Annotated in this window: 19 protein-coding genes; 6 read left to right on the forward strand and 13 right to left on the reverse strand. The window is 60.5% G+C overall.

Annotation, left to right across the window (positions count from 1 at the left end; translation table 11 throughout):
- Positions 1–4: 4 nt before the first annotated feature.
- Entirely contained in the window at positions 5–1,105 is a 1,101-nt protein-coding gene (locus tag ACIQTW_RS12105) for a ferredoxin reductase (protein WP_402937096.1), read from the reverse strand.
- A 450-nt stretch (positions 1,106–1,555) separates the two neighbouring features.
- Here ACIQTW_RS12105 and ACIQTW_RS12110 point away from each other — a divergent pair, with 450 nt between their 5' ends.
- Complete coding sequence (locus ACIQTW_RS12110; RefSeq protein ID WP_402937097.1) at positions 1,556–2,119, forward strand: dihydrofolate reductase family protein; 564 nt, start codon at positions 1,556–1,558, stop codon at positions 2,117–2,119.
- Positions 2,120–3,029: 910 nt separating this feature from the next.
- Here ACIQTW_RS12110 and ACIQTW_RS12115 read toward each other — a convergent pair.
- The gene (locus ACIQTW_RS12115) at positions 3,030–3,446 is read right to left on the reverse strand and encodes a hypothetical protein (protein ID WP_402937099.1); all 417 of its coding nucleotides are present in this window, start codon (positions 3,444–3,446) and stop codon (positions 3,030–3,032) included.
- A 560-nt stretch (positions 3,447–4,006) separates the two neighbouring features.
- On the opposite strand from ACIQTW_RS12115, the gene ACIQTW_RS12120 reads away from it, so the two are divergent.
- Positions 4,007–4,435, forward strand: coding sequence for a hypothetical protein (locus ACIQTW_RS12120; RefSeq protein ID WP_402937100.1), 429 nt, complete (start codon positions 4,007–4,009; stop codon positions 4,433–4,435).
- Positions 4,436–5,104: 669 nt separating this feature from the next.
- Here ACIQTW_RS12120 and ACIQTW_RS12125 read toward each other — a convergent pair.
- Positions 5,105–5,842 carry a GAF and ANTAR domain-containing protein gene (locus ACIQTW_RS12125; protein ID WP_402937102.1) on the reverse strand — a complete coding sequence of 246 codons (738 nt, stop codon included), beginning with the start codon at positions 5,840–5,842 and terminating at the stop codon, positions 5,105–5,107.
- Positions 5,843–5,980: 138 nt separating this feature from the next.
- Here ACIQTW_RS12125 and ACIQTW_RS12130 point away from each other — a divergent pair, with 138 nt between their 5' ends.
- The gene (locus tag ACIQTW_RS12130) at positions 5,981–6,190 is read left to right on the forward strand and encodes a hypothetical protein (RefSeq protein ID WP_402937104.1); all 210 of its coding nucleotides are present in this window, start codon (positions 5,981–5,983) and stop codon (positions 6,188–6,190) included.
- Between the two features lie 17 nt (positions 6,191–6,207).
- On the opposite strand, the gene ACIQTW_RS12135 is transcribed toward ACIQTW_RS12130, so the two are convergent.
- Positions 6,208–6,954 carry a GAF and ANTAR domain-containing protein gene (locus ACIQTW_RS12135; protein WP_402937567.1) on the reverse strand — a complete coding sequence of 249 codons (747 nt, stop codon included), beginning with the start codon at positions 6,952–6,954 and terminating at the stop codon, positions 6,208–6,210.
- 1,097 nt (positions 6,955–8,051) lie between these two features.
- Between ACIQTW_RS12135 and ACIQTW_RS12140 the strand changes: the two genes are divergently transcribed.
- Both ACIQTW_RS12140 and ACIQTW_RS12145 read left to right on the forward strand, forming a co-directional pair.
- A complete protein-coding gene (locus ACIQTW_RS12140; RefSeq protein ID WP_402937106.1) occupies positions 8,052–8,675 on the forward strand; it encodes a hypothetical protein in 624 nt (207 codons plus the stop codon).
- Between the two features lie 141 nt (positions 8,676–8,816).
- On the forward strand, positions 8,817–11,216 hold the full coding sequence (locus ACIQTW_RS12145; protein ID WP_402937107.1) for a signal peptidase I: 2,400 nt from the start codon (positions 8,817–8,819) through the stop codon (positions 11,214–11,216).
- A gap of 202 nt (positions 11,217–11,418) precedes the next feature.
- Here the strand turns inward: ACIQTW_RS12145 and ACIQTW_RS12150 are convergent, their stop codons facing one another.
- From ACIQTW_RS12150 to ACIQTW_RS12180, 7 genes are all read right to left on the reverse strand, one after another.
- Positions 11,419–11,559, reverse strand: coding sequence for a hypothetical protein (locus tag ACIQTW_RS12150; RefSeq protein WP_402937109.1), 141 nt, complete (start codon positions 11,557–11,559; stop codon positions 11,419–11,421).
- Positions 11,560–11,566: 7 nt separating this feature from the next.
- Positions 11,567–11,701, reverse strand: coding sequence for a hypothetical protein (locus ACIQTW_RS12155; protein ID WP_402937110.1), 135 nt, complete (start codon positions 11,699–11,701; stop codon positions 11,567–11,569).
- 756 nt (positions 11,702–12,457) lie between these two features.
- Positions 12,458–14,008, reverse strand: coding sequence for an MFS transporter (locus ACIQTW_RS12160; protein WP_402937111.1), 1,551 nt, complete (start codon positions 14,006–14,008; stop codon positions 12,458–12,460).
- Positions 14,005–14,724 (reverse strand): LppX_LprAFG lipoprotein, encoded by a 720-nt coding sequence (locus ACIQTW_RS12165; protein WP_402937113.1) that lies wholly within the window; start codon positions 14,722–14,724, stop codon positions 14,005–14,007. Before ACIQTW_RS12165 ends, ACIQTW_RS12160 begins: the two co-directional genes overlap by 4 nt.
- Positions 14,725–15,137: 413 nt before the next feature.
- The gene (locus ACIQTW_RS12170; RefSeq protein ID WP_402937114.1) at positions 15,138–15,269 is read right to left on the reverse strand and encodes a hypothetical protein; all 132 of its coding nucleotides are present in this window, start codon (positions 15,267–15,269) and stop codon (positions 15,138–15,140) included.
- On the reverse strand, positions 15,266–15,514 hold the full coding sequence (locus tag ACIQTW_RS12175; RefSeq protein WP_402937115.1) for a hypothetical protein: 249 nt from the start codon (positions 15,512–15,514) through the stop codon (positions 15,266–15,268). Before ACIQTW_RS12175 ends, ACIQTW_RS12170 begins: the two co-directional genes overlap by 4 nt.
- A gap of 838 nt (positions 15,515–16,352) precedes the next feature.
- Positions 16,353–16,994 carry a hypothetical protein gene (locus tag ACIQTW_RS12180; RefSeq protein WP_402937117.1) on the reverse strand — a complete coding sequence of 214 codons (642 nt, stop codon included), beginning with the start codon at positions 16,992–16,994 and terminating at the stop codon, positions 16,353–16,355.
- A gap of 718 nt (positions 16,995–17,712) precedes the next feature.
- Between ACIQTW_RS12180 and ACIQTW_RS12185 the strand changes: the two genes are divergently transcribed.
- Entirely contained in the window at positions 17,713–17,931 is a 219-nt protein-coding gene (locus ACIQTW_RS12185) for a hypothetical protein (protein ID WP_402937119.1), read from the forward strand.
- A gap of 1,027 nt (positions 17,932–18,958) precedes the next feature.
- Here the strand turns inward: ACIQTW_RS12185 and pntB are convergent.
- Both pntB and ACIQTW_RS12195 read right to left on the reverse strand, forming a co-directional pair.
- Positions 18,959–20,431: a Re/Si-specific NAD(P)(+) transhydrogenase subunit beta gene (pntB, locus tag ACIQTW_RS12190; RefSeq protein ID WP_402937120.1), complete on the reverse strand. Its 1,473-nt coding sequence runs from the start codon at positions 20,429–20,431 to the stop codon at positions 18,959–18,961.
- Positions 20,428–21,984 carry a Re/Si-specific NAD(P)(+) transhydrogenase subunit alpha gene (locus ACIQTW_RS12195; RefSeq protein WP_402937122.1) on the reverse strand — a complete coding sequence of 519 codons (1,557 nt, stop codon included), beginning with the start codon at positions 21,982–21,984 and terminating at the stop codon, positions 20,428–20,430. The genes pntB and ACIQTW_RS12195 overlap by 4 nt, the downstream gene beginning before the upstream one ends.
- Positions 21,985–22,006: the final 22 nt, after the last annotated feature.

Raw genomic sequence — 22,006 nt, forward strand, 5'->3', positions numbered from 1 at the left:
CTCCTCAGATTCCGAGGTTGACGGGCCCGGCGGCTGCCGAGACACAAGTTTGGATGAGTTCCCCGGGCGCCCCATGAATCTCGCCGGTGCGAAGGTCGCGGACTCTTCCGGCGAGCAAAGGAGTTAGACAGCTATGACAAATGCCCATGCGACAGCCGCTTGGCATCAGCACCCCGGCGTCCTCGCCGACATCGAGGATGGGGACCCCGCCGTCGGCCATAACCTCGCGGTCGGAAGCTTCGAACGTGACCACGCCGCCTTCGCTGCCTTCGCCTCCCAGGAGCTCGGTGCTGAACCGTTCGATAGTGAGCGAGCCGTGCCCTGTTCCACCATTGGTTTCCGCTCCTGATGTGGTGGCAGCAGCCAACGCGGCCTGGTTCCACATAGCTTCGGCGTCATCCAGGAAAGACTCAGGGCCGCACGCATACGCTGCCCTGTCCCGCCAGTCCGGGCAGACCTCTTCCAGGACGGCCGTGGATGTGAAGTTCATGCGGCCGCGGCCGCTGGTGTGCCACTGCACCAAGCGGAAATTGGGAAATTGATCAGCAAGTTCAGCCAGTTCCTCGCGGAAGATACTGTCGTCTTCGCCGCGGGAGGAATGGATTAGCACAACGTCTGCATCGGGGCGGCTTGGGACAAGTGTCCGAATCATCGACATTACGGGTGTGATGCCGCTTCCCGCAGTGAGCATGAGGAGTGAACGGGGGTGCTCCGGGAGGACAAAGTCGCCCTGAGGCGGAGCCAGGAAGAGGACGTCACCAACCTTGGTCTTCCGGACCAAGGTCCCTGACACGGACCCGACGTCAGTGACGGTGATGGCCGGATCCTTGCCCGCCGGCGCACTCAGTGAATAGGAACGCCATTGGCGGACCCCGTTGAGATCGACGCCGATCCTCGCCCACTGGCCCGCGAGGTGGGCGTGCCAGCCGCGGCCGGGACGGAAGAAGATAGTGGCCGACTGCGCAGTTTCCTGGACGACCCTGGTCACGATCCCGCGTAACTGCCGGGACGAATACACCGGATTGAACAGGGCCAGAACATCTTCCGGCGCGAGCGGGGTGGTCAAAACCGCGGCAATGCGGGCCAGAGGCCGAAAGCTGACCATGGACTACTCCTCACAACGACAGAGAACCAAGACCCCGACCGAATCTGTCGGGGCATCCAACTACCGAATATCATAAGCATGCTTACGATACCCTTCGCCCCCGAATTACTATCAGACATAGGGAAAGCCCCCCGGGAGGGGCTTTCAACGGAAATGGGACGTGATGCTTGGATTGGTCAGCGGTGATGCGCTCCTCCTCTCCGGGCTTCTGTCGCCCATACCGGTTTAGTAGCAAGACACTAATACGTCCACCGGATTCCATGCAAACCCAAAGCCAGTGGTCCAGAGAAGCACTGCACTGAGTGCCACCACGTTTCCCGCGCGCGTCCTTCGACACGAACGTGGTCGACGCCGACGAAGGCCATTTTCACCCTGGAGTAGAGTCGACCCATCACTCAACCGCAGATAGTCATCGAGCAGCGCAGACAACCTTCCACACGAGGAACAGACATGGGCAAAGTAGCCTGGGGATTCACATGCTCCATCGACGGGTTCATCGCCGGACCCGGACATGACATGAGCTGGTTAGCCGATGCCGAACCACTCGACAATGGCACCACCGAGCGGATGGCGGGCGAGGTCGCGGTGATCATCTCCGGCAGGGACGGCTACGACGCCGCGAAGGCTCAAAGGGACGAGCGGGATCAGATGACCGCCGAGGCTTATGGCGGTGCCTGGTCCGGGACCGAGATCATCCTTACCCACCGGCCGGAGGAGATCGCCGACGACCCCACCATCATTGCGCTTAACTGCGACGTCGTGGAGGCGGTCCGCCGTGCCCAGGAGATCGCAGGCGACAAGGACGTTCAGATCATCAGCGCCGACATCGCCCGCCAAGCACTTGAACTCGACCTCATCGACGAACTGCAGGTCTTCGTAGCCCCAGTGTTCCTCGGCGATGGCACCCGCATCTTCGATGTCCCCGGCGGGCGCCGTTATGACTGGGAGCTCATCCAGATGTATGAGGGTGCCGAACGCAGTTCTGGGCGAACCTACCGGCCGAAGCGGCGCTGACCCCAGCCGGATGGGGCCCTGGGCCCAGGTGTTGCTGTTTGGGAATACCGGAACCGTTGACCCGCATTTTGTAGGCGCACCTTGCCGAGGGCATGATCCATTGACCTTGCCATGAACAGACGATTAGCAAAAGTGGATGGTGGCCGCTCTGGGCCGCCACCCACTTGGCTTTACTTGTCCCGGCAGTGCTTACAGAGCGGGTAGTTGGTCGTTCCGGAGCGCTTGTTGTGCGCCGGAATCTGCTTCCTGCTTGGGCAATCACTGTGCTTGTGAAGAGAACTACGGCCCTGACCCAGACCTCCGCCGTAAACGTCGCCGGCTCACCTTTGCCATCACCATTGGCGGCATACGTTGCTCGCGCTGCTGTTGTGGTTCGCATGGGCGCTCCTTGCCGCCTTGACCGGACACCAGGTCTAGCCGTGGGTCCTTTAAGCTGGGGCGCATGGACGAGTCCATTCCGCGGGCACTGCAACCACCGATTGCAGTTGCCTTGGCGAAACTCGTCAAGTCATTCCCCGGTCCCGCTGCCCTGTCTGGCCGGATCTACGGCGAACCCAAATGGGACGGCTACCTTCACTGGACAAAACTGTCTAGCAGGTCAGCCGTAGTTCGGTTGGAAGTTCGAGCCGTCTCATCCGAGCCAGCGCTTCGATCTCGGCGATGCCATGTCGACGTCAAGACGGAGGTCCAGGTATGGGCGCGGCAATGCGCGCTGCTAATAGAGAGCCTTAGGTGCTACAGATACCGGTCCCGGCTTTTTCCCTGCCGGTCGGTTCACTACATGCTGCCATCCCATGGGGCATTGACCACAATGAAAAGCGAGGAGCTACCGAGCTTTTGCGGCAACTCCTCGCAGGGATCTATTGATTCATTCCTTGCACGTATTAAAGCAGGAACTACTAAAGGATCTTCATGATTTTGAGGATCCTTTCGTCAAGACAAAATCCTTACCTACCGTATCTGGGTGTCCCACATAAATAACTAGACGCGGAGCTTCATCATCCTTTTTCTCAATAACTAGGAGACGTTGCTCATATGTTCCGTCACTAGAACCGGTGGCGGGCAGATCCAGTTGAATCCCCGCCTGCTTGCCATACCGACCAAATCCTTCGGGAAGCTTGGAAAGGAACTCCCAGGTTCCTGTCGCCGATAAAGGCGTTTTGGCAAAGTCTGTTTCGGTAAGTTGATCCGCAGGGAAGTCCACGACCGTGACCGTATCGTCGGAGCGGAGTTCTATGGTCGTCGATGGAACTGGAGAGCCTACGGTGCTTTCCTCGGCAGAGTAAGTCCATGTCCCCACCAGTTCATCTCGGCGCGTTTCACCCATCTGAGTGCACCCTGTGACAGTCAGCAAGGAGAAACTCACGGCTAAAGCAAGTCTCAACACACCTCTTCGCGTACTTCGTCTCACTGCGTGACTCCTTGGAGTAAGAAAACTCGACAAAGGGAATGCAGTAGACGCAGTTCGAACCCCCAATTTCGACTAGCGAGAGCAGACTATCCGCACTTGAGGGCTTTGCCAAGCTTTGTCCAGTCAACACACAGAAACTTAGGATTTGTGACAATCGACATGCTGGCATCACACATTGATCGTTCTGCCGGCTATGCCGAAGTGCAGTTAATAGCCGGGCGATCGTTCTGAGTGATTCGAACGGTGTGACGCCTTGGAGTCGGCAGGGCAAAGAACTTTCCCGCATCTTTCCCGAGCTATGCGCAAATGTATGAGCCCAGGTCCCTCCTGGTGTGGTCCTCGACGGTGAAGCAGTCGTATGGAACGGGACCGGCTGGACTTCGAGGCGTTGCAGCGTCGCATGGTCAGCTCCAGAGCAACTCTGCCGGCACTGATCCATGATCTTCGAACCTCACCGACAAAGCTAGAGAGACGGCGTGCGGATCACGGCACTTGTTTCATGGGGCGGCCAGGCCCGTGTTTTGATGGCAGTCATGTTGAAGCGTTGGAGCGGGAATGTATGGCTGGGTTGGGCTTTCCTCTTTTTGTGCCTGACATTAGTGTCAACTTTCCTCGCTTTCGTGTCGGGGTTCGTGCACGACCCTGATGACTACCCTGCCTCTTACTACCGCGACAAGATCCCACAGAGGCAGTGGGTGATGGGCCTGTCGATGCTGTTTCCGGCACTGTCTGCGGCGGCGGCCGGTGCTTCAATCTTTGCCCGCCCGCGGGCCCTGAATCGAATCGCGACTGGGTCAATCATGCTGCTACTCGCCGTTGCTGCCATGTGGTTCTGCTGGGCTTTGGGAGTAAACGACCTAGAAAAGTTCGAGAATTTCGCCATTTCCTTCTCGCAGGGGGCCTGACGAGCAACGTCAGGCGGGTAGGTCGCTGAGGGACGGTTAGTCCGGCCAACTGGACCCGCGCCCAGTTATGCGATCCTGAAAGCGGTGCACGGCTGAGCGAAGACAGCGCGTGCTTCATGCCTGAGGAATCTCACTTCGGCTGTCTCAACCAACAACGGGTACGTTTTTGCGCCGTCGCACTGTTTACCGCATCCAAGGCGGCACGGGCACTTTCCGGTTTGATTCGGTGCCATGATTCCACGTCAAGTGCAGGATGCCCCCGGCCTCCAGCCGGACTGCACAATCGCTCCGATTGACCTGGCCCATCACGCACCTCCGGTCATGCTCGACATTGAGGCAGCACAACCAAACGGCTGATGGGATCCGTATGGTAGCCCACTGCAGGCCAGACGCGACCCCAGCGTTCATTCTTAGCCCACAGGGGGCCACGCAGTCCGTCAAACCGCTGGCTGCATAACGGCCCGACAGAAAGCTGGCAACCAGCGCTGATCAGCACCGGGGTCTACGAATCCAAGCCATCGGATTGACCGATTTCCATATCCCTCCTGCCCAGCATGCGCCCCGCGAGGTCTATTAGCCAGCCGGGCTGTGTTGAGATGACATAGCTGTACACCGGCTCCCTAAAAGGGGAACACAACCTAGGTGGGGATTAGCGTTGCCCGCCCCGGTTTAGTCTTCGAAATGTAGGGATCCCTCAGCCGCGCCGGACACGTGGGTGATGATGTCCGTAGCGACCTTGTGAACTTTTTCGTTCCGGTGACTTGATGCCTTGGAAATGAATTTGAAAGCCTCTTCTTGTGTGCAGCGGTTCTGGGCCATGATGGCGCCGCAGGCAAGGTCAATGATTGTTCTGGTGGTCATCGCCGTTTTCAGGTCCGCGTTGAGCTGTTCCACGGTCTCAATCCGGATCGCCAGGCGCAGGGTGCTGCCCGCGACGTGCGCAAAGGCGGCGGCTTCATCGATTACCTCAGGGGTGAATAAGCCGGGCTTGGACGCGAAGAAGTTCAGGACTGCTTCGGAGGTTTCACCCAAGTCCATGGGAACACCCAACGCGCTATGACACCCCTCTGCGCCCAGTGCGCGGCTGTATTGGGGCCAATCCACGTCGGTGGCGACATCGTCCAACAACAATGGCTTACCCTGATCCAGGGCGTCCAGGCACGGTCCCTGCCCGAGGCTTTGCTCGATATGGTCCAAGAGCACCGCTTTGTCGCTGCTGCCCGCCACCGTCGCGGTGCGTTTACGCCGCCGCAGGGTCAACGCGCAATCGATCGGATCTCCTGCGGCCTGGCTCATCGCCTTGGACGCGAAGCCGGTCACCCCTTGCAGGATGGCTTTGATGTCGGCCGTGCCGGTAACCAGCTCGTGCAGACTCAGGATGTGCTCGGCGTGTACAGGAGTTTCCATGAGCCTAATGGTAGGTCCCACCTGCCCTCCCCCGCCCGGTTGTTCAGGCAGGCATCTTCCATGTAGGTTAATTAGTAAGCAGGCTGATCATCCAGTCGGCGCGCAGGAGGCCCCGCCAACAGCACTGGGATATAAGAGATGCATGACCCACGGCAGAGCGCACGCAATCTACTGAACCAGAACACAATCACCCTTGAACGATTGTGGATCAAGTACTGGGGAGAAGGCGGGACCGCCGACCCTCTGGAACTGGACGCCTACGTGCACGAAGCGTTGAGACCGCACCCTTTCGAACTCACTCTCCTGGCATGGGCCATGGACGATCTGCAGGCCGGACCACGCCACTGAGTCCCAGAGAGCTTTCTTCAGCGAGCCCTCTCCGTTTCTGTTGGACCGGTTTCTTTTTGCGTCCCAACTCCGTCCACGAGCGCTTGGGCGAGGTCACGCAGTTTTTGATTCCGGTCGTTCGAAGCCTTCCGCAGTATTCTGAACGCTTCATCATGGGTGCATCGGTTCTGCGAAATGATCACTCCACACGCCGTATCAATAACGGACCTGCTCTTAATCGCCGCGTCGAGGTCTTCCGCGGTCTCATTCAATGCGGTAATCCTGATGGCAACCCGTAAAGCCTTGCCCGCGATCCCGGCGAAGGTCAGCGCATCGGCGACGGAGTGACGAGTGAACGTCCCCGGAGTGGGAGCGAAGAAATTCAGCACGGCAGTGGAGTCCTGTTCGAGTTTCATCGGCGCTCCTAGTGCGCTGCGCGTCCCGGCGGCATTCAACGCCCCGCAATAGTCACCCCATTGCGGCGACGACAGGGCGTCATCGAGAAGGACGGGGCGGCCGCTTTCCAGGGCGTCGATGCAGGGCCCCTGTTCAAGGGTCTGCTCGATCCTGTCCAGCAGCATCGCCTGATCGCTGCTCCCGCCGATCGTCGCGGTTCGTTTCCGCCGCCCGAGCGTCACAGCACACTCAATACGTGTTCCGGTCGACCGGGACATCACCGCCGCCCCGAGACCGGCCATCCCGTCCAAGAACGCTCTAATGTCCCCAGAGCCGACGATCAAGTCCGCGAGCTGCTCAACATCCTCCGACCAAGCCTCTGCAGCCACCGTGTCCAAGCCAACACCACCTTTACAGGCACACCCATCCAAAAAGGCCTCCCTGCTGAAGCCGGGGACACCCCAGTCCTATAGTTCCCGCAACTCGATTTTCTGGGACTACCGGAGGATCAGGAAGCATCCGCCAATAATTTAGCAAGGAAGTCTAGCAATCGCTAAGAAGCGATTCCGCCCGGGTTTCTGGAAGCGACCACTCTAGCTACTGCCCAACGCTAAACGGAGGCATCTACATGAGCGCTCCACTGCGCTCCCCGGACACTGTCACTCGCAGTGGCTGCGGTAGTAGTAGGCCATTGTGCTGCACCGACTCGGCATCAACCCCTGGCCCACTGACTGAATAAAAAGCAGCCATTCCCTTGAGCCGAGAAGGGGCGGAACAGCCGTGAGATTATCTAGCAATCGTAATTCCATCCCCACACTTTAGTGAATTACTGGCTTCACATCAGCCCAAGAATGTACTGGCGATCACGGCGACGCTGCGCCGAGGTTTAAGGGGTCAAATTGTTTTGTCAAGTCAAGTGCCCATCACAATACTTTATAGTGTCGGCTCGGACCGGTCATCCGATTGTCGCGCCAAGCTCATCTTCTTCTACGTAGCGAAGGCCGGCCGCCACTCACGGCCCTAACCTGCCATTGTCTGGCAAAGAAAGCTTGACCGTGGCTACTCGGCCCGCATAGTGATCTTTACAAACCCGTTGGAACGGGCCAATCTCTTGGAAAGATGTGGGGCACGGCGACGGCTTGCCTTGCGTTCTCGTAGACAAGCAGACCGGGACTTCTTGGTGTTCCAGCGGAAGACTTCGGCCCTCCGGATTGACAATACTCGCACCGGGCCGCACATAATCAACTTCTGCACGCCAGCCAATATCGCTTGTTTCCCCTCCCCCGCACCAGTCGCAGAGCAGGTCGCTAACGATAAAAGATACAATAGAGCTTATCGAAAGCTGACTATCATATATTTGACTGCAATGTCAGTAATCTGTTAATCAGTTAGTCTTGCTTTGTCATGCTTGGGGACGGCAGAGCGTCTGTGACGGTATTTTGCTGGTGGCCTGAGCGGTAGTCGTGCATAGACAAGGTGCTTATTCATGAAGAAACCATCCGACCGCATTCGTAAGATCGCCATGTTCACCGCCGGTCCTCTGGCGGTCCTTGTGGCCGGGGCAATGGTCTGGCAGGGGTCTCAGGCCGCTTTTACGGCAACGACGCGCAACTCCGGAAATTCCTGGAGCACGGGAAACGTCGTGCTGACCGACGATGACCTGGGCGCGGCCGCTTTTACGGTGGAGAACATCGTTCCTGGCCAGACCGGGCAAAAGTGCATTGTGGTCACGTCCCAGTCCAATGTTCCTGGTGAGGTTCGAGCGTATACGCAGAACCTCATTGCGGCCCGCGGCATGGAGGACAGGATTTTCTTCGACCTGGAACAAGGCACGGGTGGCTCGTTCAATGACTGCACGGGGTTCACTCCTACGGCGAACCAGGTCCCCGAACTTCCGTTGTCCACACTGGCCTCGGTGAACCGGGACTTCGCTACCGGCGGGGCACCCTGGACGACAGCAGGCACGCCCGGTGAAACCCAGAGCTACCGGGGCACCTGGCGCTTTGATACCACCGGCATGAGCCAGGACGCCATCAATGCCCTTCAGGGCGCCCGGGTGGGTATTGATTTGGTCTGGGAGCTGCAGTCCGACAACGCCCCCACCCCGTAACCATTAGCCAGTCCTGATTTATCGATGACTCCGGAAAGAACCGGTGTTCACCCGGTTCGTTCCGGAGTGACTTCGCTATTTTCCCGGGACGGGTGGGTGGTGTTTTTCGGCTGCCTGCTGTCTCGGTTGTATCTAGGGGTTGTGCTTAGCCTTGCCCTGATCGCTGTCCTTCCGGCCTTGGCCGGCTGGGGCGGAACTGTGGTTCAAAGCGGTTCAATGGAGCCTCACATCAGCGCCGGTGACGTCGTGCTCGCGTCTGCGCTGGATCCGGAAAATCCCGTGCCTGTGGGCGGGGTGGTCGAGTTTACCAGCCCCGCTTCCGCTGAACCGGGCGGAAGCGAAAAAACCCGCCTGCACAGAGTGGTCGAGGCCAACGACGACGGCACGTTCGTCACAGCAGGGGACGCCAACGTCGAGGCCGACAGTACGCCCCTGAAACGGGAGCAAATTACCGGACAGGCACGGCTACTGGTCCCGGTCATCGGGCTTCCCGGTCTATGGCTGGTATCGGGCAACTTCCCGGCTTTGACTTTGTGGTCGGCCCTGACACTGCTCTCGGTAACCGCAGCTGTCTTCGGCGGCACCCGCCCAGACCAACACCGACAAACAGGGACAGGCACCGGCAGCGACGACGACGATGATCAGACCGGCACTGCTCCGGATCACTCCGCTGCGCGCGAGCACTTTGCCGCGTTGGAAACACGCGCTGCACAGCCTCCGGGGAGACGGTCGAAATGGCAGCGCGCGGGGGCAGCGTTCGGCCTAACCGCGATCATCGCCGTCATGGTCCTGGCAGGGACCACAGCGTTTTCGACGGCCGCGTTCACCGCGACAACAGCGACCACGGCCAATACGTTCAGTGCTTCAGAAGACTGGAACCCGCCGGTGGTGTCCATCAACAGTCCTGGATCCTCACTCCGCGGCAGCGTCACCCTCACAGCCACAGCGTCAGATGCGGAAACCGGCGTTGCCGGGGTCAGGATCGAGTACGCACCCTCCGGAGGCGTCTGGACCCTATTATGTACTGCCTCCGCACCACCGTACTCGTGCTTGTGGAACACCACGGTCATACCGGATGGCGCCTACAGCCTCCGCGCTGTCGCCACGGACAAAGCCGGACTCATCACTGTTTCGGCCCCGGTCGAAACCAGGGTTGCCAACACCTTTGCCGTTGACCTAGCCGATCCCGGCGAGACCCAGCGCGGAACCGTCATCCTCTCCACCACGCTGGAGAACCCATCGGGCGGGAGCTACACCGTACGGGTCGAGTACTCAGCAGCCGGAACCGACAAATGGTCTACTCTCTGCGCCAACGTGACCTCCCCGTACAACTGCACGTGGAACACCGCCGCCTTTACCAACGGCTCCTACGATCTGCGCGCAGTCGCCGTTTCCGGCGGCACAGCAACCTACTCCGAGATCATTACCGACGTCACCATAGATAACCAGCCTCCAACCGTTGCCATGTCCGACCCCGGCACCCCGCTCAACGGCACCAGGACATTCACGGCCACAGCCACCGACACCCACTCAGGCATCGGGCAAGTCCAGATCCAATACTCCCGCTCCGGGACAACGACCTGGTCAAACCTCTGCGGCGTGGACACCGAACCGTTCTCTTGCCGATACAACACCACCGCGCTTCCTAACGGCACCTACAGCTTCCGCGCGGTCGCCACCGACGAAGCCGGAAACACAACCACCTCCACCGCCATCACCAACAGGATCGTGGACAACACCGCCTCGTCCGTCTCCATGGAAGATCCCGGTGCCTACCTAACAGGAACCGTTGCACTGACAGCGGCAGCGAACTCCACTGCAGGGGTGAACCAGGTCCGTATCCAAACCGCTCCGGCAGGGACCACGGCATGGACCACCCGCTGCTCGCTGGCTACCAGCCCATTCACCTGCAACTGGGACACCCGCGCCGTACCCGACGGAGTGTATGACTTCCGGGCGATCCTAACCGACGGCACTGGAAGGGAAACCACTTCTTCGGTCATCACGTCACGCCGAGTAGACAACAGCCCACTTCGCGGAGCAGATATCCAAGCCGCCAATGCCACCGGCACCGCAGGCCGCCTCGGCTCGGCAGACACTCTCACATACACCTATAGCCAACCCGTGAACCTGGCCACCATCACTCCAGGCTGGACCGGGGCACCCCTGCCCGTCACGCTACGTCTGCGGGACGGCAACCTGCTGGGACTCGGCAGCAGCGGTGACACCATCGACATCCAACGCAACGGCAGCCCAGTCAACCTCGGCACCGTGAACACCAAAGCAAACCTCATCGCCAGCTATAGGACCGCCACGATCAACGCCACCATGACCGCAACAACGATCACCACCAGCGGAATACCACGAACCGTCATCACCGTGACCCTGGGCAGCACGGCAAGCGGCAACAGCAACCTCCGCACCTCAACAACCTCCGCGGCCATGGTCTGGACACCAACATCATCAGTCACCACACCCGGCGGCGTACGCTCCTCCACAGCCCCCACCACCGAGACCAGCCCCCTCGACCGGGACTTCTAATCTGCCAAAACCCGCCACCGTTACTCCTTGCTCCGGTACAGGGTGCCTCAACCATCAATCCCGTGGTCTTCGGTGGTAATGAGTGCTCCATTTCCTTAGAAGTGGGACCGTGGCAGTTTCGGTAACTGCGACCGCTTGCTCGTGGCCCGTCGCGGCCCAAGAGTGGCAGTATGCCCGGTCCGGAACCCGGCCGCGTTTTCGGTTACTTGCTGATGGCGAGCACGGTACAGCCTTCAGGCACCAGTACGCGTGCAGCAGCCAAGGCATCTTCGTAGCTGGGACCGAAGGCGCTCACATGCCCCCGTTCCCCTTCGCCGTTCTCATAGGTCAGCTTCACTTCCACAAAACCATTATATTTCGATGCTTTGCCGGACTTCCTGGTGGACCGTCGTCATGGTCTGTCGGATGGGACGCCTCACCACATCAGTGACACGAACATCGGCTAGGCCACGGACGACGGACCTGAGATCAGCGAACAGGAACACGAAGTGGTCCTCCACGAAGAAGAAAGCCGGTTGTGGAAAAGGAAACAGTCCCGTGAACGCGCGGCAAAGGTCCTACTCCGTAGCTAGCAGCCCGCACCGGCCTTCCCACAAGCCCGACACCGGGCAAGCTCCTCCGCGGAAACATGGAGGAACCTGCACGGTGGCGGCTACTCGGACTCCCTTAGCCAGGCCAGCGCCTCGGTCTGGGAGGTGAAGAACCTGATGGAGCACGGCGTCCGCGCCGTCTTAAGCTGATAGTCAGCCAGTACGCAGTCCACTGGGCCCCGCATGGCAAGGCGATCCTCGAAGCGGCGCGGGGCTGGGTAAGGAGAGCGCGTGCTTCGTGACTGAGGAAACTCACTTCGGCCATCTCAACGAGCAGCGGATAGGATTCCCCACCGGCGACAGTATTGACCGCTTCCAGGGCGGCTCGGGCATTCTCCGCTTCAATGCGTACGCGGGCATTTCCCCACTGCGGGCTTTCTCATGCCGGGGCCGATCCTGTTCCACTTCCTTAGAACTGGAACACCCTTAGCGGGACGCTCCCCCACCCTGAATTGCAGCGCGAAAAGGCGTTCCCAGCGGGTGCACCGAGCTGGTCCTCCCGGTGGAGCGTCGCTCGAATTCGCGGGTCCGGTGTCGCCGGTCGAATCCACGGAGTATCAAGGCTGTCTTCCGTGACTTCTGGCGGCTTCTGACCTGAGGGGAATCGGGACCGGTCAGCGGGCCTCAGGTGTTGTGCTGTGGGATTTGATGCTACTGAAAATCTCCCCCAGCGTCTGGCTCCTCGGCGTACTCCTCGCGCGCGCTGATCAGCAGACCCAGCACGGCGCCCACCACACACACGATCGCGGTGATCGAGAAGATCTCGCCGTACTGAAGGGCGTACGCTTCGCGGACCCGGCCGGCCTCGGCTGACAATCGTTCCGCGAGGGTGTCGCCGCCCGTACCGGCGGGCAGGCCGGCCAGATGCTGGTTGAACCGGTAGAGGCCCCAAGCGCTCAGCGCCGCGATGCCGAGCAGCATGCCGATCATGCGGGCGACCACGACCGCTGCCGACGCGATCCCGTGTTGGGTGGCGGGAACCACCCTAAGCGTCGCTGATGTCAGCGGGCCGATCACCAAGCCGAGACCGAGGCCGGCGATGGCCAGGTCGGTGTCCAGTGTGGGCAGGGTGAACAGTCCGAGATCGTGTCGTGCCGTCAGCACATCGACGGGCCATTTCGAGATCAGCAGATAGCCAACGGCGGCGAGGAGCAGACCGGCGAACGTGACGATCCGGTCGCCGATCCGGGTGGCCAGCCATCCGCCGAATAGCGCCCCAACCGGCAGCGCGATGAGGAAGCGCAGCAGCAGCAGGGCGGCCTGGTGCTGGTCTTGGCCCAGGACGCCCTGACCGAACAGCTCGACGTTGACGAGGGTCACCATGAGAGCTGCGCCGGCGGCGGACGACGCGCCAAGTGCCGCTAGGAACGGTCTGAGGTGCATTCCTGTCGTTTCCAGCAGGGGGGCGCGGGCGAATCTTTCCCAGAGGAGGAACGCGACGCTCGCCATGGCGGCGGCGATCAGCATCGGCATTCCCCACATGGGCAGCACCATCTTGCCGTCGGGCTTGGGGTTGTAAAGCCCGATCACAGTTAGGCTCAGGGCGATGGCAAGTAGCAGGCCTCCGAGCACGTCGACCTTCTGGAGATCATCGGTTCTTTGCCGGCCGGGCAGGGTGAAGTGGATCATCACCATCGCGATCACCGCAAGCGGCACGTTGACCCAGAAAACGGCCTGCCAATGCTGGAACAGACCGACCAGGGCAATGCCGTACACGGGGCCGAGCACGCTGCCCAATTCCTGGGCGGCACCGACACTGCCGAGCACAGCTGCACGGTTGCGCGCAGCCCACAGCTCGGCGGCCAAGGCCATCGTCACCGGCAGCAGCGCGCCACTGGCGGCGCCCTGGAGAGTGCGGCCGAGGACCAACACGGGGAGCTCAGTTGACAGTGCCGTGACCACCGATCCGAGCGCGAAGCCGGCCAAACTGGCTTGGATGAGCATCTTCCGCCCGAACCGGTCCGACGCCCGACCCAGCAGCGGCATGGCCGCGATATAGCCGAGCAGGTAGCCGGTGATGATCGGGGTGACCCGTTGCAGCTGATTCACCCCGATGCCGACGTCGCGCATGATGTCGGTCATGATCGTAACGACGACGTAGGTGTCGAGCGCGCCCAGCGCTACTGCGAGACTGGCCGCGCTGATCGCGATGCGGCGGTTGGACGACGCCCGCCTGGTGGCAGGAGTCGGGTCCTGGGTCACATCGCCGGTTTATCTATGGTGACCCGTTCGCCCCACTTGGACAGGGCCATTGTGACGCTGTTACCAGGGCTGGGCTCCAAACGGGCCTGCATCAGCTCGCGGTTGCCGCCTTCAGAGATCCAGACGGTGCCTGGCACGGGCCCCGTCGCACCAATTTGCGGGGCGACTTTGTTGACTGCGTCCGCGGTGACGTTGCCCGTGATGCGCACAGAGGTCACGCCGCCGACGGTCTCGTTGCCGTCAATCTTGGCATCGGAGAAGTTGGCAAGCACGTTGGCCAACCCCACGTCGGGGTCCAGGATCGTCGCGGGGTCGTAGATGTTCGAGGCCGGCCCGAAGTTAGTCTGCCTGCCTCCCGACGTGATGGCGGCCCAGAGGTCGCCGTCGGAGACTACAAACTCGACCCCTTTGAGCTGCTGGCCAAGGTATGTCATGTCGAGTGTGCCCTTGGCAGCGACTGCAGGAGTCCGTGTGAGATCGCCCTGGATCGCCTCGACCGGCAGACCGGCGATCTTGCCCTCAACCGAGAGTTCGAGATGCGCGCTGGTCTGCCCTTTGGTGGTCTCACTCGACTCTTTCAACAGGGTAACGGGGTCGGGAGAGGCCTCCGGCGATGGGGAGGGGGATGGTGCGGTGCACCCTGCAACGAGGGCGACGACGGCGATGAGGGGCGCGAAGATCGCCACAAAGCGGCTCTGCTTGGATGCGCTATACATGGCCGAATCGTACACCCCTGGGTCAGGCTGCTGAAGGCTTAGTTAGCACTTTGCCCGTGAAGATTTGCTCCCTGCTGGTCCTGGCCGGCTGCACACAACCGCTGGGGCGTGTCTCCTAAGGTGGTCAGCCAGATGTTGAGTGCTCGGAGAACAGCTCCGCCGCAGTAAAAGAGATCGAGTTTGTCGAAGCGCGACCGGCCAAGCCCGCCACTGCTTGAGGGTATTGAAGCTTCGTTCGACGACGCTCCGGCCCTTGCAGTCTTCTTGTCAAGGAACGGGGGCCTGCCGCCGACCGAACCGCGTCGTTTCGATGGCCGATCTGTTCCGCCGGTTAGCAGCCGGCGGCCCCGCGTGTTGTCCCAAATCCTCTGCCGGGGACTGCAGGCACGAAGCTCTGCAGGCACGAAGCTGGCTTAGGAGTCCATGGACAGGTGTCGGTAGAGCGTGGCGCGGCTGGCTCCGATGATCTTTCCGATGTCAGCCGGTTTGAGCCCACGAGCCTTCAGTTCATGCGCCCTTTTCACATTCTCGTGCTCCGCCGTCATTTCTCGTCGACCTTCCTCGCGCCCGTTGGCAGCTGCCGCGGCCATGCCGGCTTTGGTGCGCTCGGAAAGTTGGTCTCGTTCGAGCTGGCGAACGCGGAAATGATGGTAACCATGGCGTGGGCCATCGCTCCCCCGACCTCGCTGGCGGGGTCAGTGGCGATGCCATCCCTTAGGGAACGGGACTTGATGCCTCGCACCTTGAAGTCATCCAGGAGTTCAAGCAGGTGGCGGGTGTTGCGTCCCAACCGGTCCAGCTTCCACACCACCACTTCATCGCCGGCCCGAGTCGGTCCAGCATTCGGTCTAATTAAGGACGGCTTACGCTGATCCTGCGGTCATTATAGATACGCTCGCACCCGACTTCTTCGAGCTCGCGGTTCTGCAAATCCGTGTTTTGGTCAGCCAGGTTGACGCGGGCGTATCCAACTCGAGACACATTGTTGGGACAGGCAACGACCCGGAATACCGCGAACATGAAACGTCACTCGGCTTCAACTGAAAAGCTCTCATCAAAGGATCCCTTGATGAGAGGCCTGAGGGTAAGGCCGCACTCTTACAGGTCATGCAGCATTGGTCATTCCTGCGTGGCTATCTTTGACGGCACCTCGACCTTGGCTGGTGCTTTTGCTTCAGCTGGGGCATAGCCTTCGCAAATTCCGTCCTCCGGTTTGCCCAGGGCGACCGCAGGAAAGCCGACCCCGACGAAGCCGGCGTTCCCGCCGAGCTTTTCCGGACGGCATCCGGGCCCCACGTGCCGTCAACGCAGATCTCGGAGTCGTCGACGACAACCCCCTTGAAAGTCATGCCCTTCCAGATGGGCGCATTAGGCAGCACCGCCTGAGCTGCGGCCTCTGCTTTGGTCACCCGCTCCGCATCAGTCAGCGTGCCCACCGGAGCTGGACACTATCGACGCCGATGGTGTTGATGTCTCCTGGGCAATCGGAGCCGCGGTGGCTGCGCAGCCAGCGAGAAGCAGCCCAGCAAAAGCAATACAGGCCGGCGCTGTGGGCCGGGAAGTAATCATGGGCTCACTCTACTGACGCGTTGTCGTCACACCGCGCGAAGACATGCTCCCGCGTTTGCTCATAGACTTGCGCACACCGCTTTGGTGACGGTGAAGTCCACACTCTTGGTGCTTCCCTCGAATGTGTACGCGTACTTCATCTTGATACCGGCATCAAGAATGTCTTTCGTCGATGTGGCTGCACACACGGTCGGAAGGACCATGCTGCGTAGGGAGTCTGCGCTGACCGTGGACGGGTCGACGCTGGACGAGACGACGTAGTCGTAACGGATCGCATCGCCTTCGGCCTCGATTCCAGTCAATGAGGTGACAGAGTCCACTTGCATTGGGAGCTCTCCCTGAAGATCGCGCGCGTCCTTGACAACGGATTTAACTTTGCTCTCGACCGATTCGGGTGAACGGTCGAAGGCTCCGGACAGGGCGAGAACGGCTCCGAGTATGAGGAGGCAAATGTTCAGGCCGTTCCCAACAAGAACAATCCAGCCACAGATTCTTCCGAATGGAGCCCGCACGCCCAGGGCCTCGGCCTTGGCGGCATTCCTGATCGCCAGGGGACCAAAGATGACGCCGAAGAAGAAAATTCCGATGACGGCAAAGGTTGTCGCTTTGGACTTGAACGCGGCGCCCTCCAGGTCGGGGAAGAAGAACGGTCCCTCTTCCTGCCCGTCGTCAGACTCGTGGTTGGGGTAGTTGGGTGGCATAGCGTGTGGCTGCTGGTCGAATCCGTGGGACATAATCCGGTCTCTCTCGTACATGATCATTGAAAGGTCTCTCCAGAGAGTACTGGCTGGATACGACAGCCCTTTGTCACACGCCCTCCAGCCCGAGGGCGCGATCTCTTCCGATGATTGTTTTCGTGAACCAGCGCGGGTACGCCACCTTGTTGTTGATGCAGGGTTGTACGGTGGCCGAAGGGGAGCCGAAGCGAGGTTCCAGCGTCGAATACTTTGTAGCCGGCACAATTGTCAAAGGATCGGCCTGCGGTGGAGCTGGATCCAAAAAGATGAATGAGGAGGCGCTGCGACTTTCGCACAGCTAGTGCTGGATTCCCTCTTCTCAATTGTCGTTATCAGAGTTGGAGTACTCGCAGAAAACACGAATAGCCTCGTTACAACGGCCTAAAGGGCCCTTATCGGCAAGCTGGTCGGCTTCGACGTGAACGCCCCGACAAGCGTGTGAACTCCAGATGCTCGGCGACCTTGGCAGGGATCGCAATCCGCGCCGGACACTCCCCGATTTAGTCGTAGTTACGCGTCGAGGACACCTACGAGACCTCCCCAAAGCACCGGTCGCCCGTGGCGGCGGGACTCTCACGTCGCTGCGGCCCTGCAGATGGTGCGCTTGCGAACGGGCGTCTTGTCGCTCGGGTCCTTACACGCGATGAGTGGATGTAGGCCGAACAAGTGGAAGGAAGTGGCTGTGATCAGGCTCAATAGAGAAGATTTAAGTGTGGACAATGTCCACCCCCTCTTTGGCCTGAAAAAGCTCTACTTAGTCCAGGTTCTTGACTCCAGCGACGAGCCAAAAACAAGAACTTTGATGCAGGATCTCGAAGTCATGTTGCACTCAGTCCATCCAGCCATGAAGGGGCTTAAGGACAACCACGCCCTCCCGGAGAACCAAGAAAGGAACCCATAGCCCCAGTACAGAGCCACCGGAAGGCCGGCCAGCCACGGTCCTGACCCCGCCCCCACACACACAACCGAACAGGGACCCGCGGCGCCAGGCACACCCCGCGGCACGATGTCAGAGGGACCTGACCACCCAGCGTGTACACACGTTAAAGCAATGACCCCCTCTGACGAGGGGGTCTGCTGTGCCCGAGGTGGGACTCGAACGGGATTCTTGAGCTTGGAAGCGCCGGGAAGTGGCGGAAACATGCGGAATCCGGGCAAGTTCGGGGGCTGAACGAGGCAGTCCAAGGTGGAAAGTGTGGACACTGTCCACACTCCCCTTTACCCCATGTGGTTGTAACCCGGGATAGCGTATTTGACCCAAGCTATGAACCCCGAGAATGCGCCGCCAGTTGCAGCCTTCAGTCCGCCACCAGTCCGGAGACTGAAAACACCGCACTTGAACTGGTCGAACTACAAGCTCATGTGATCGTTCCGGAGACCTCCGGTGCTTCGAACATGCCCGCGCATCAGAGGAGACGAATCTACGCGTCGTTGGTCCTGAGGACGCGTCGTGCCGATTCGGCAGACGGAGCTAACCACTTGGCATTGGCTGTTTGCGGAACAGCAACCAGCCGCCAAACAGCGGGTTCATGGTTTGACGTTGGCATCAAAGTGCCCTCGCTCACAAACAGCGCAGGGCTCATACTGTCATCCGGGGACCACCACCCCGATGCAGGACAATGCTCACCGGTTAGGGCTCGACGAATTGCGCGCTTCTTCACCTGGTTCTACTCACTTATGTCCGTTCTTACCCAGACCTCGTAGTCCTCGGACTTTTCAAACATCTGTCTGGTGGTATTGGCATCGGCTGCTACCCATATAAATTCGGAATCTGCTGTCGCATCGTCCACGAAGCCACACCGCACTACATTGTTCAAGTGTCTGATTTCTACGAAGTGGCCCCGAAGTTGGGCCCAGTCCTCATATCTGTGTAGTTCGATCACGTTCACCACCGTTGTATTGGGACGATATTTCGGGTGCGGCAACGGTTAAAGCGCGCGGAGGATGTCTTCAACACGTTGCTTGGCGTCTCCGAAGAGCATTTGGGAGTTATCTCTGAAGAAAAGCGGGTTCTGGACTCCGGCGTAACCGGCTGCCATCGAGCGTTTGAAGACCACCACGTTTTCCGCTTCCCAGACGCGCAGCACCGGCATGCCGGCGATGGGACTGCCCGGATCCTCTGCGGCGGCGGGGTTTACGGTGTCATTGGCTCCGATAACGAGGACGACTGAGGTCCCGTTCAGGTCTTCGTTGATTTCGTCCATTTCCAGAACGATGTCATAGGGCACCTTAGCTTCCGCTAGGAGGACGTTCATGTGTCCTGGGAGTCGCCCTGCGACGGGATGAATGCCGAACCGGACGTTCACGCCGCGTTCCCTCAGCTGGTGGGCGAGTTCGGCGACGGGGTATTGGGCTTGGGCCACGGCCATGCCGTAGCCGGGGGTAATGATGACGCTGGAGGCGCTGGTCAGCAACTCTGCGGTTGCCTGGGAGGTGATCTCGCGGTGCTCTCCATAGTCGGTGTCGGTTGAACTGGGTGCGGAGATGCCGAACCCGCCGGCGATTACGGAGATGAAAGACCGGTTCATGGCTTTGCACATGATGTAGGACAGGTAGGCACCCGACGAGCCGACCAGGGCACCGGTGATGATGAGAAGGTCGTTGTTGAGCAGGAAGCCTGCGGCCGCGGCGGCCCAGCCGGAGTAGCTGTTGAGCATGGACACGACGACGGGCATGTCGCCGCCGCCGATCGAGGCCACCAGGTGCCAGCCCAGCCCGAGGGCCAGGAGGGTGACCACGATCAGGAGCCAGAGCTGGGAGTCCTTGACGTACCAGACGGTAAGGGCGATGAATGCTACAAGGGCGCCGAGGTTGAGAGCGTCCTTACCCGGCAGCATGAGCGGAGTGGACTTCATCCTGGCGGAGAGTTTCAGGAACGCGACGATGGAGCCCGTGAAAGTGACTGCCCCGATGAAGACGCCGATGAACACCTCGGCGTGGTGGATTGCCATCAGTTGCGGGGACAGGCCTGGGGCTTGGAGGTGTCCGTTCCAGCCGACAAGGACCGCGGCGAGGCCCACGAAACTGTGCAGCAGTGCGATGAGTTCTGGCATGCCGGTCATTTCGACAACCCGTGCGCGCCACAGCCCGATGGCGCCGCCAACGATGACCGCGGCGACGAGCAGGCCCAGACCGGTCAGGGCGTGACTGGTGCCCCGCCCATCCTGGAGGGTCAGCCAGATGGTCGCGGCCAGGGCGATGACCATGCCGGTGATGCCGTAGATGACACCGGAACGGGCTTTTTCGTGTTTGCTCAATCCGGCGAGGCTGAGGATGAACAGCAGGGCCGCGACAATGTAAGCCGCCCCTGCGATGGACTCGGCGGTCAAGGGACCGGAGACGGTGTCAGTCACGGTTAGGCTCCTGGTCAGTGTTGCTGCTGTTTCGGTGGCGGTGTTCATGATCGTGTCTTTCGTCCGCTGGAGAACATTGCGAGCATCCGCCGAGTGACGGCGAAGCCACCGAAAATGTTGATGCTTGCGAGCAGCACCGCAACGGAGGAAAGGATCTGCATGAGGGGGTTTTCGGAGGTGACCTGCAGCAGGGCGCCGACGACGATGATTCCGGAAATGGCGTTCGTCACCGACATCAGCGGGGTGTGCAGGGCGTGATGGACTTTACCGATGACGTAGAAACCGACCACCACAGAGAGCATCAGTACCGTGAAGTGCTGTGGCAACGGCGCTGGCGCGACGACATTGACCAAGAAAAGCGCTGCGATGCCCGCAGCGAACAACCCAGCCTTGCCAACTGTGCCCAGACCTTCTGTCTTTATCGCCGCAGTGTTTTCCGCTGTCCCGGTGTCGGCCTTTACAACCGGCGCCGCCGAGACCTGGACGGGAGGTGGGGGCCAGGTCTTCTCCCCACGCCTCACCACGGTGACCGATCGTTGAACGACGTCGTCGAAATCGATGCTGAGGTGCCCGTCCTTGTCTTTCGTAAGAAGCTTAAGCAGGTTCAGCAAGTTTGTGCCGTACAGCTGCGATGCTTGGGCCGGCAGTCGCCCCGGAAGATCCGTATAGCCCAGGATCACGACGCCGTTTTCGGTCACGATCCTTTGTCCCGCGACTGAGCCTTCCACGTTTCCGCCCAGGCCAGCGGCCATGTCCACGATCACGCTGCCGGGCTTCATCCCGGCCACGTCCCCGGCTGTGAGCAGCCTCGATGCCGGCCTGCCGGGAATCAGAGCAGTGGTAATGATGATGTCTACGTCCGCGGCCTGTTCTGTATATATCTGGGCAGCACGGGCGTTGTACGCTTCGGATGTGGCCTTGGCATAGCCGTCTGAGGAGTTCATCGCCTCCTCAACCTCGACCTTAATGTAGGTACCGCCGATGGACTTCACCTGATCAGCCACCTCAGGCCGGGGGTCGGTGGCGCGTACGATCGCGCCGAGACTCGAGGCCGCACCGATTGCCGCGAGTCCGGCAACGCCTCCGCCGGCAACCAGGACTTTCGCGGGCGGGACTTTGCCCGCTGCGGTGACCTGCCCGGTGAAGAAGCGGCCAAATTCGTGGGCGGCTTCGATTACGGCACGGTACCCTGCTATATTCGCCATCGAACTGAGGACGTCCATCGACTGCGCGCGTGAAATGCGTGGCACGGCATCCAAGGCCAATGCCGTGATAGGGCGTGACGCCAATGCCTCCACCAGTTCGGGTCGGAGCGCCGGGCTGAGCGTTCCGATCAGGGTGGCACCATCGGCAAGACGGCCGATCTCTTCTTCAGAGGGCGGATTAACCCGCAGCACTATTTCGCTGCTCCATGCCTCGTCGCTACCCACAATCAGGGCCCCAGCCTGGGCATAGGACTCATTAGGGAACGAGGCACGCTCCCCCGCACCCTTCTCGACCACAACCTCGTAGCCCAACCCCAACAAGTGCCGCACTGTGACAGGCGTCGCCGCCACCCTCGACTCCTGGCCCAGCTCGGCCACGATACCTATGCGTGTCATCGTTTGCTCTCTTTCATATGTA

This window comes from Paenarthrobacter sp. NPDC090517 (assembly GCF_044769165.1).
Lineage (GTDB): Bacteria > Actinomycetota > Actinomycetes > Actinomycetales > Micrococcaceae > Arthrobacter.

Coding starts and splice junctions, on each gene's coding strand:
- ACIQTW_RS12105 (WP_402937096.1), bottom strand. CDS start 1,105: ATGGTCAGCTTTCGGCCTCTGGCCCGCATTGCCGCGGTTTTGACCACC.
- ACIQTW_RS12110 (WP_402937097.1), top strand. CDS start 1,556: ATGGGCAAAGTAGCCTGGGGATTCACATGCTCCATCGACGGGTTCATC.
- ACIQTW_RS12115 (WP_402937099.1), bottom strand. CDS start 3,446: ATGGGTGAAACGCGCCGAGATGAACTGGTGGGGACATGGACTTACTCT.
- ACIQTW_RS12125 (WP_402937102.1), bottom strand. CDS start 5,842: ATGGAAACTCCTGTACACGCCGAGCACATCCTGAGTCTGCACGAGCTG.
- ACIQTW_RS12130 (WP_402937104.1), top strand. CDS start 5,981: ATGCATGACCCACGGCAGAGCGCACGCAATCTACTGAACCAGAACACA.
- ACIQTW_RS12140 (WP_402937106.1), top strand. CDS start 8,052: ATGAAGAAACCATCCGACCGCATTCGTAAGATCGCCATGTTCACCGCC.
- ACIQTW_RS12165 (WP_402937113.1), bottom strand. CDS start 14,724: ATGTATAGCGCATCCAAGCAGAGCCGCTTTGTGGCGATCTTCGCGCCC.
- ACIQTW_RS12170 (WP_402937114.1), bottom strand. CDS start 15,269: ATGACGGCGGAGCACGAGAATGTGAAAAGGGCGCATGAACTGAAGGCT.
- ACIQTW_RS12180 (WP_402937117.1), bottom strand. CDS start 16,994: ATGCCACCCAACTACCCCAACCACGAGTCTGACGACGGGCAGGAAGAG.
- pntB (WP_402937120.1), bottom strand. CDS start 20,431: ATGAACACCGCCACCGAAACAGCAGCAACACTGACCAGGAGCCTAACC.
- ACIQTW_RS12195 (WP_402937122.1), bottom strand. CDS start 21,984: ATGACACGCATAGGTATCGTGGCCGAGCTGGGCCAGGAGTCGAGGGTG.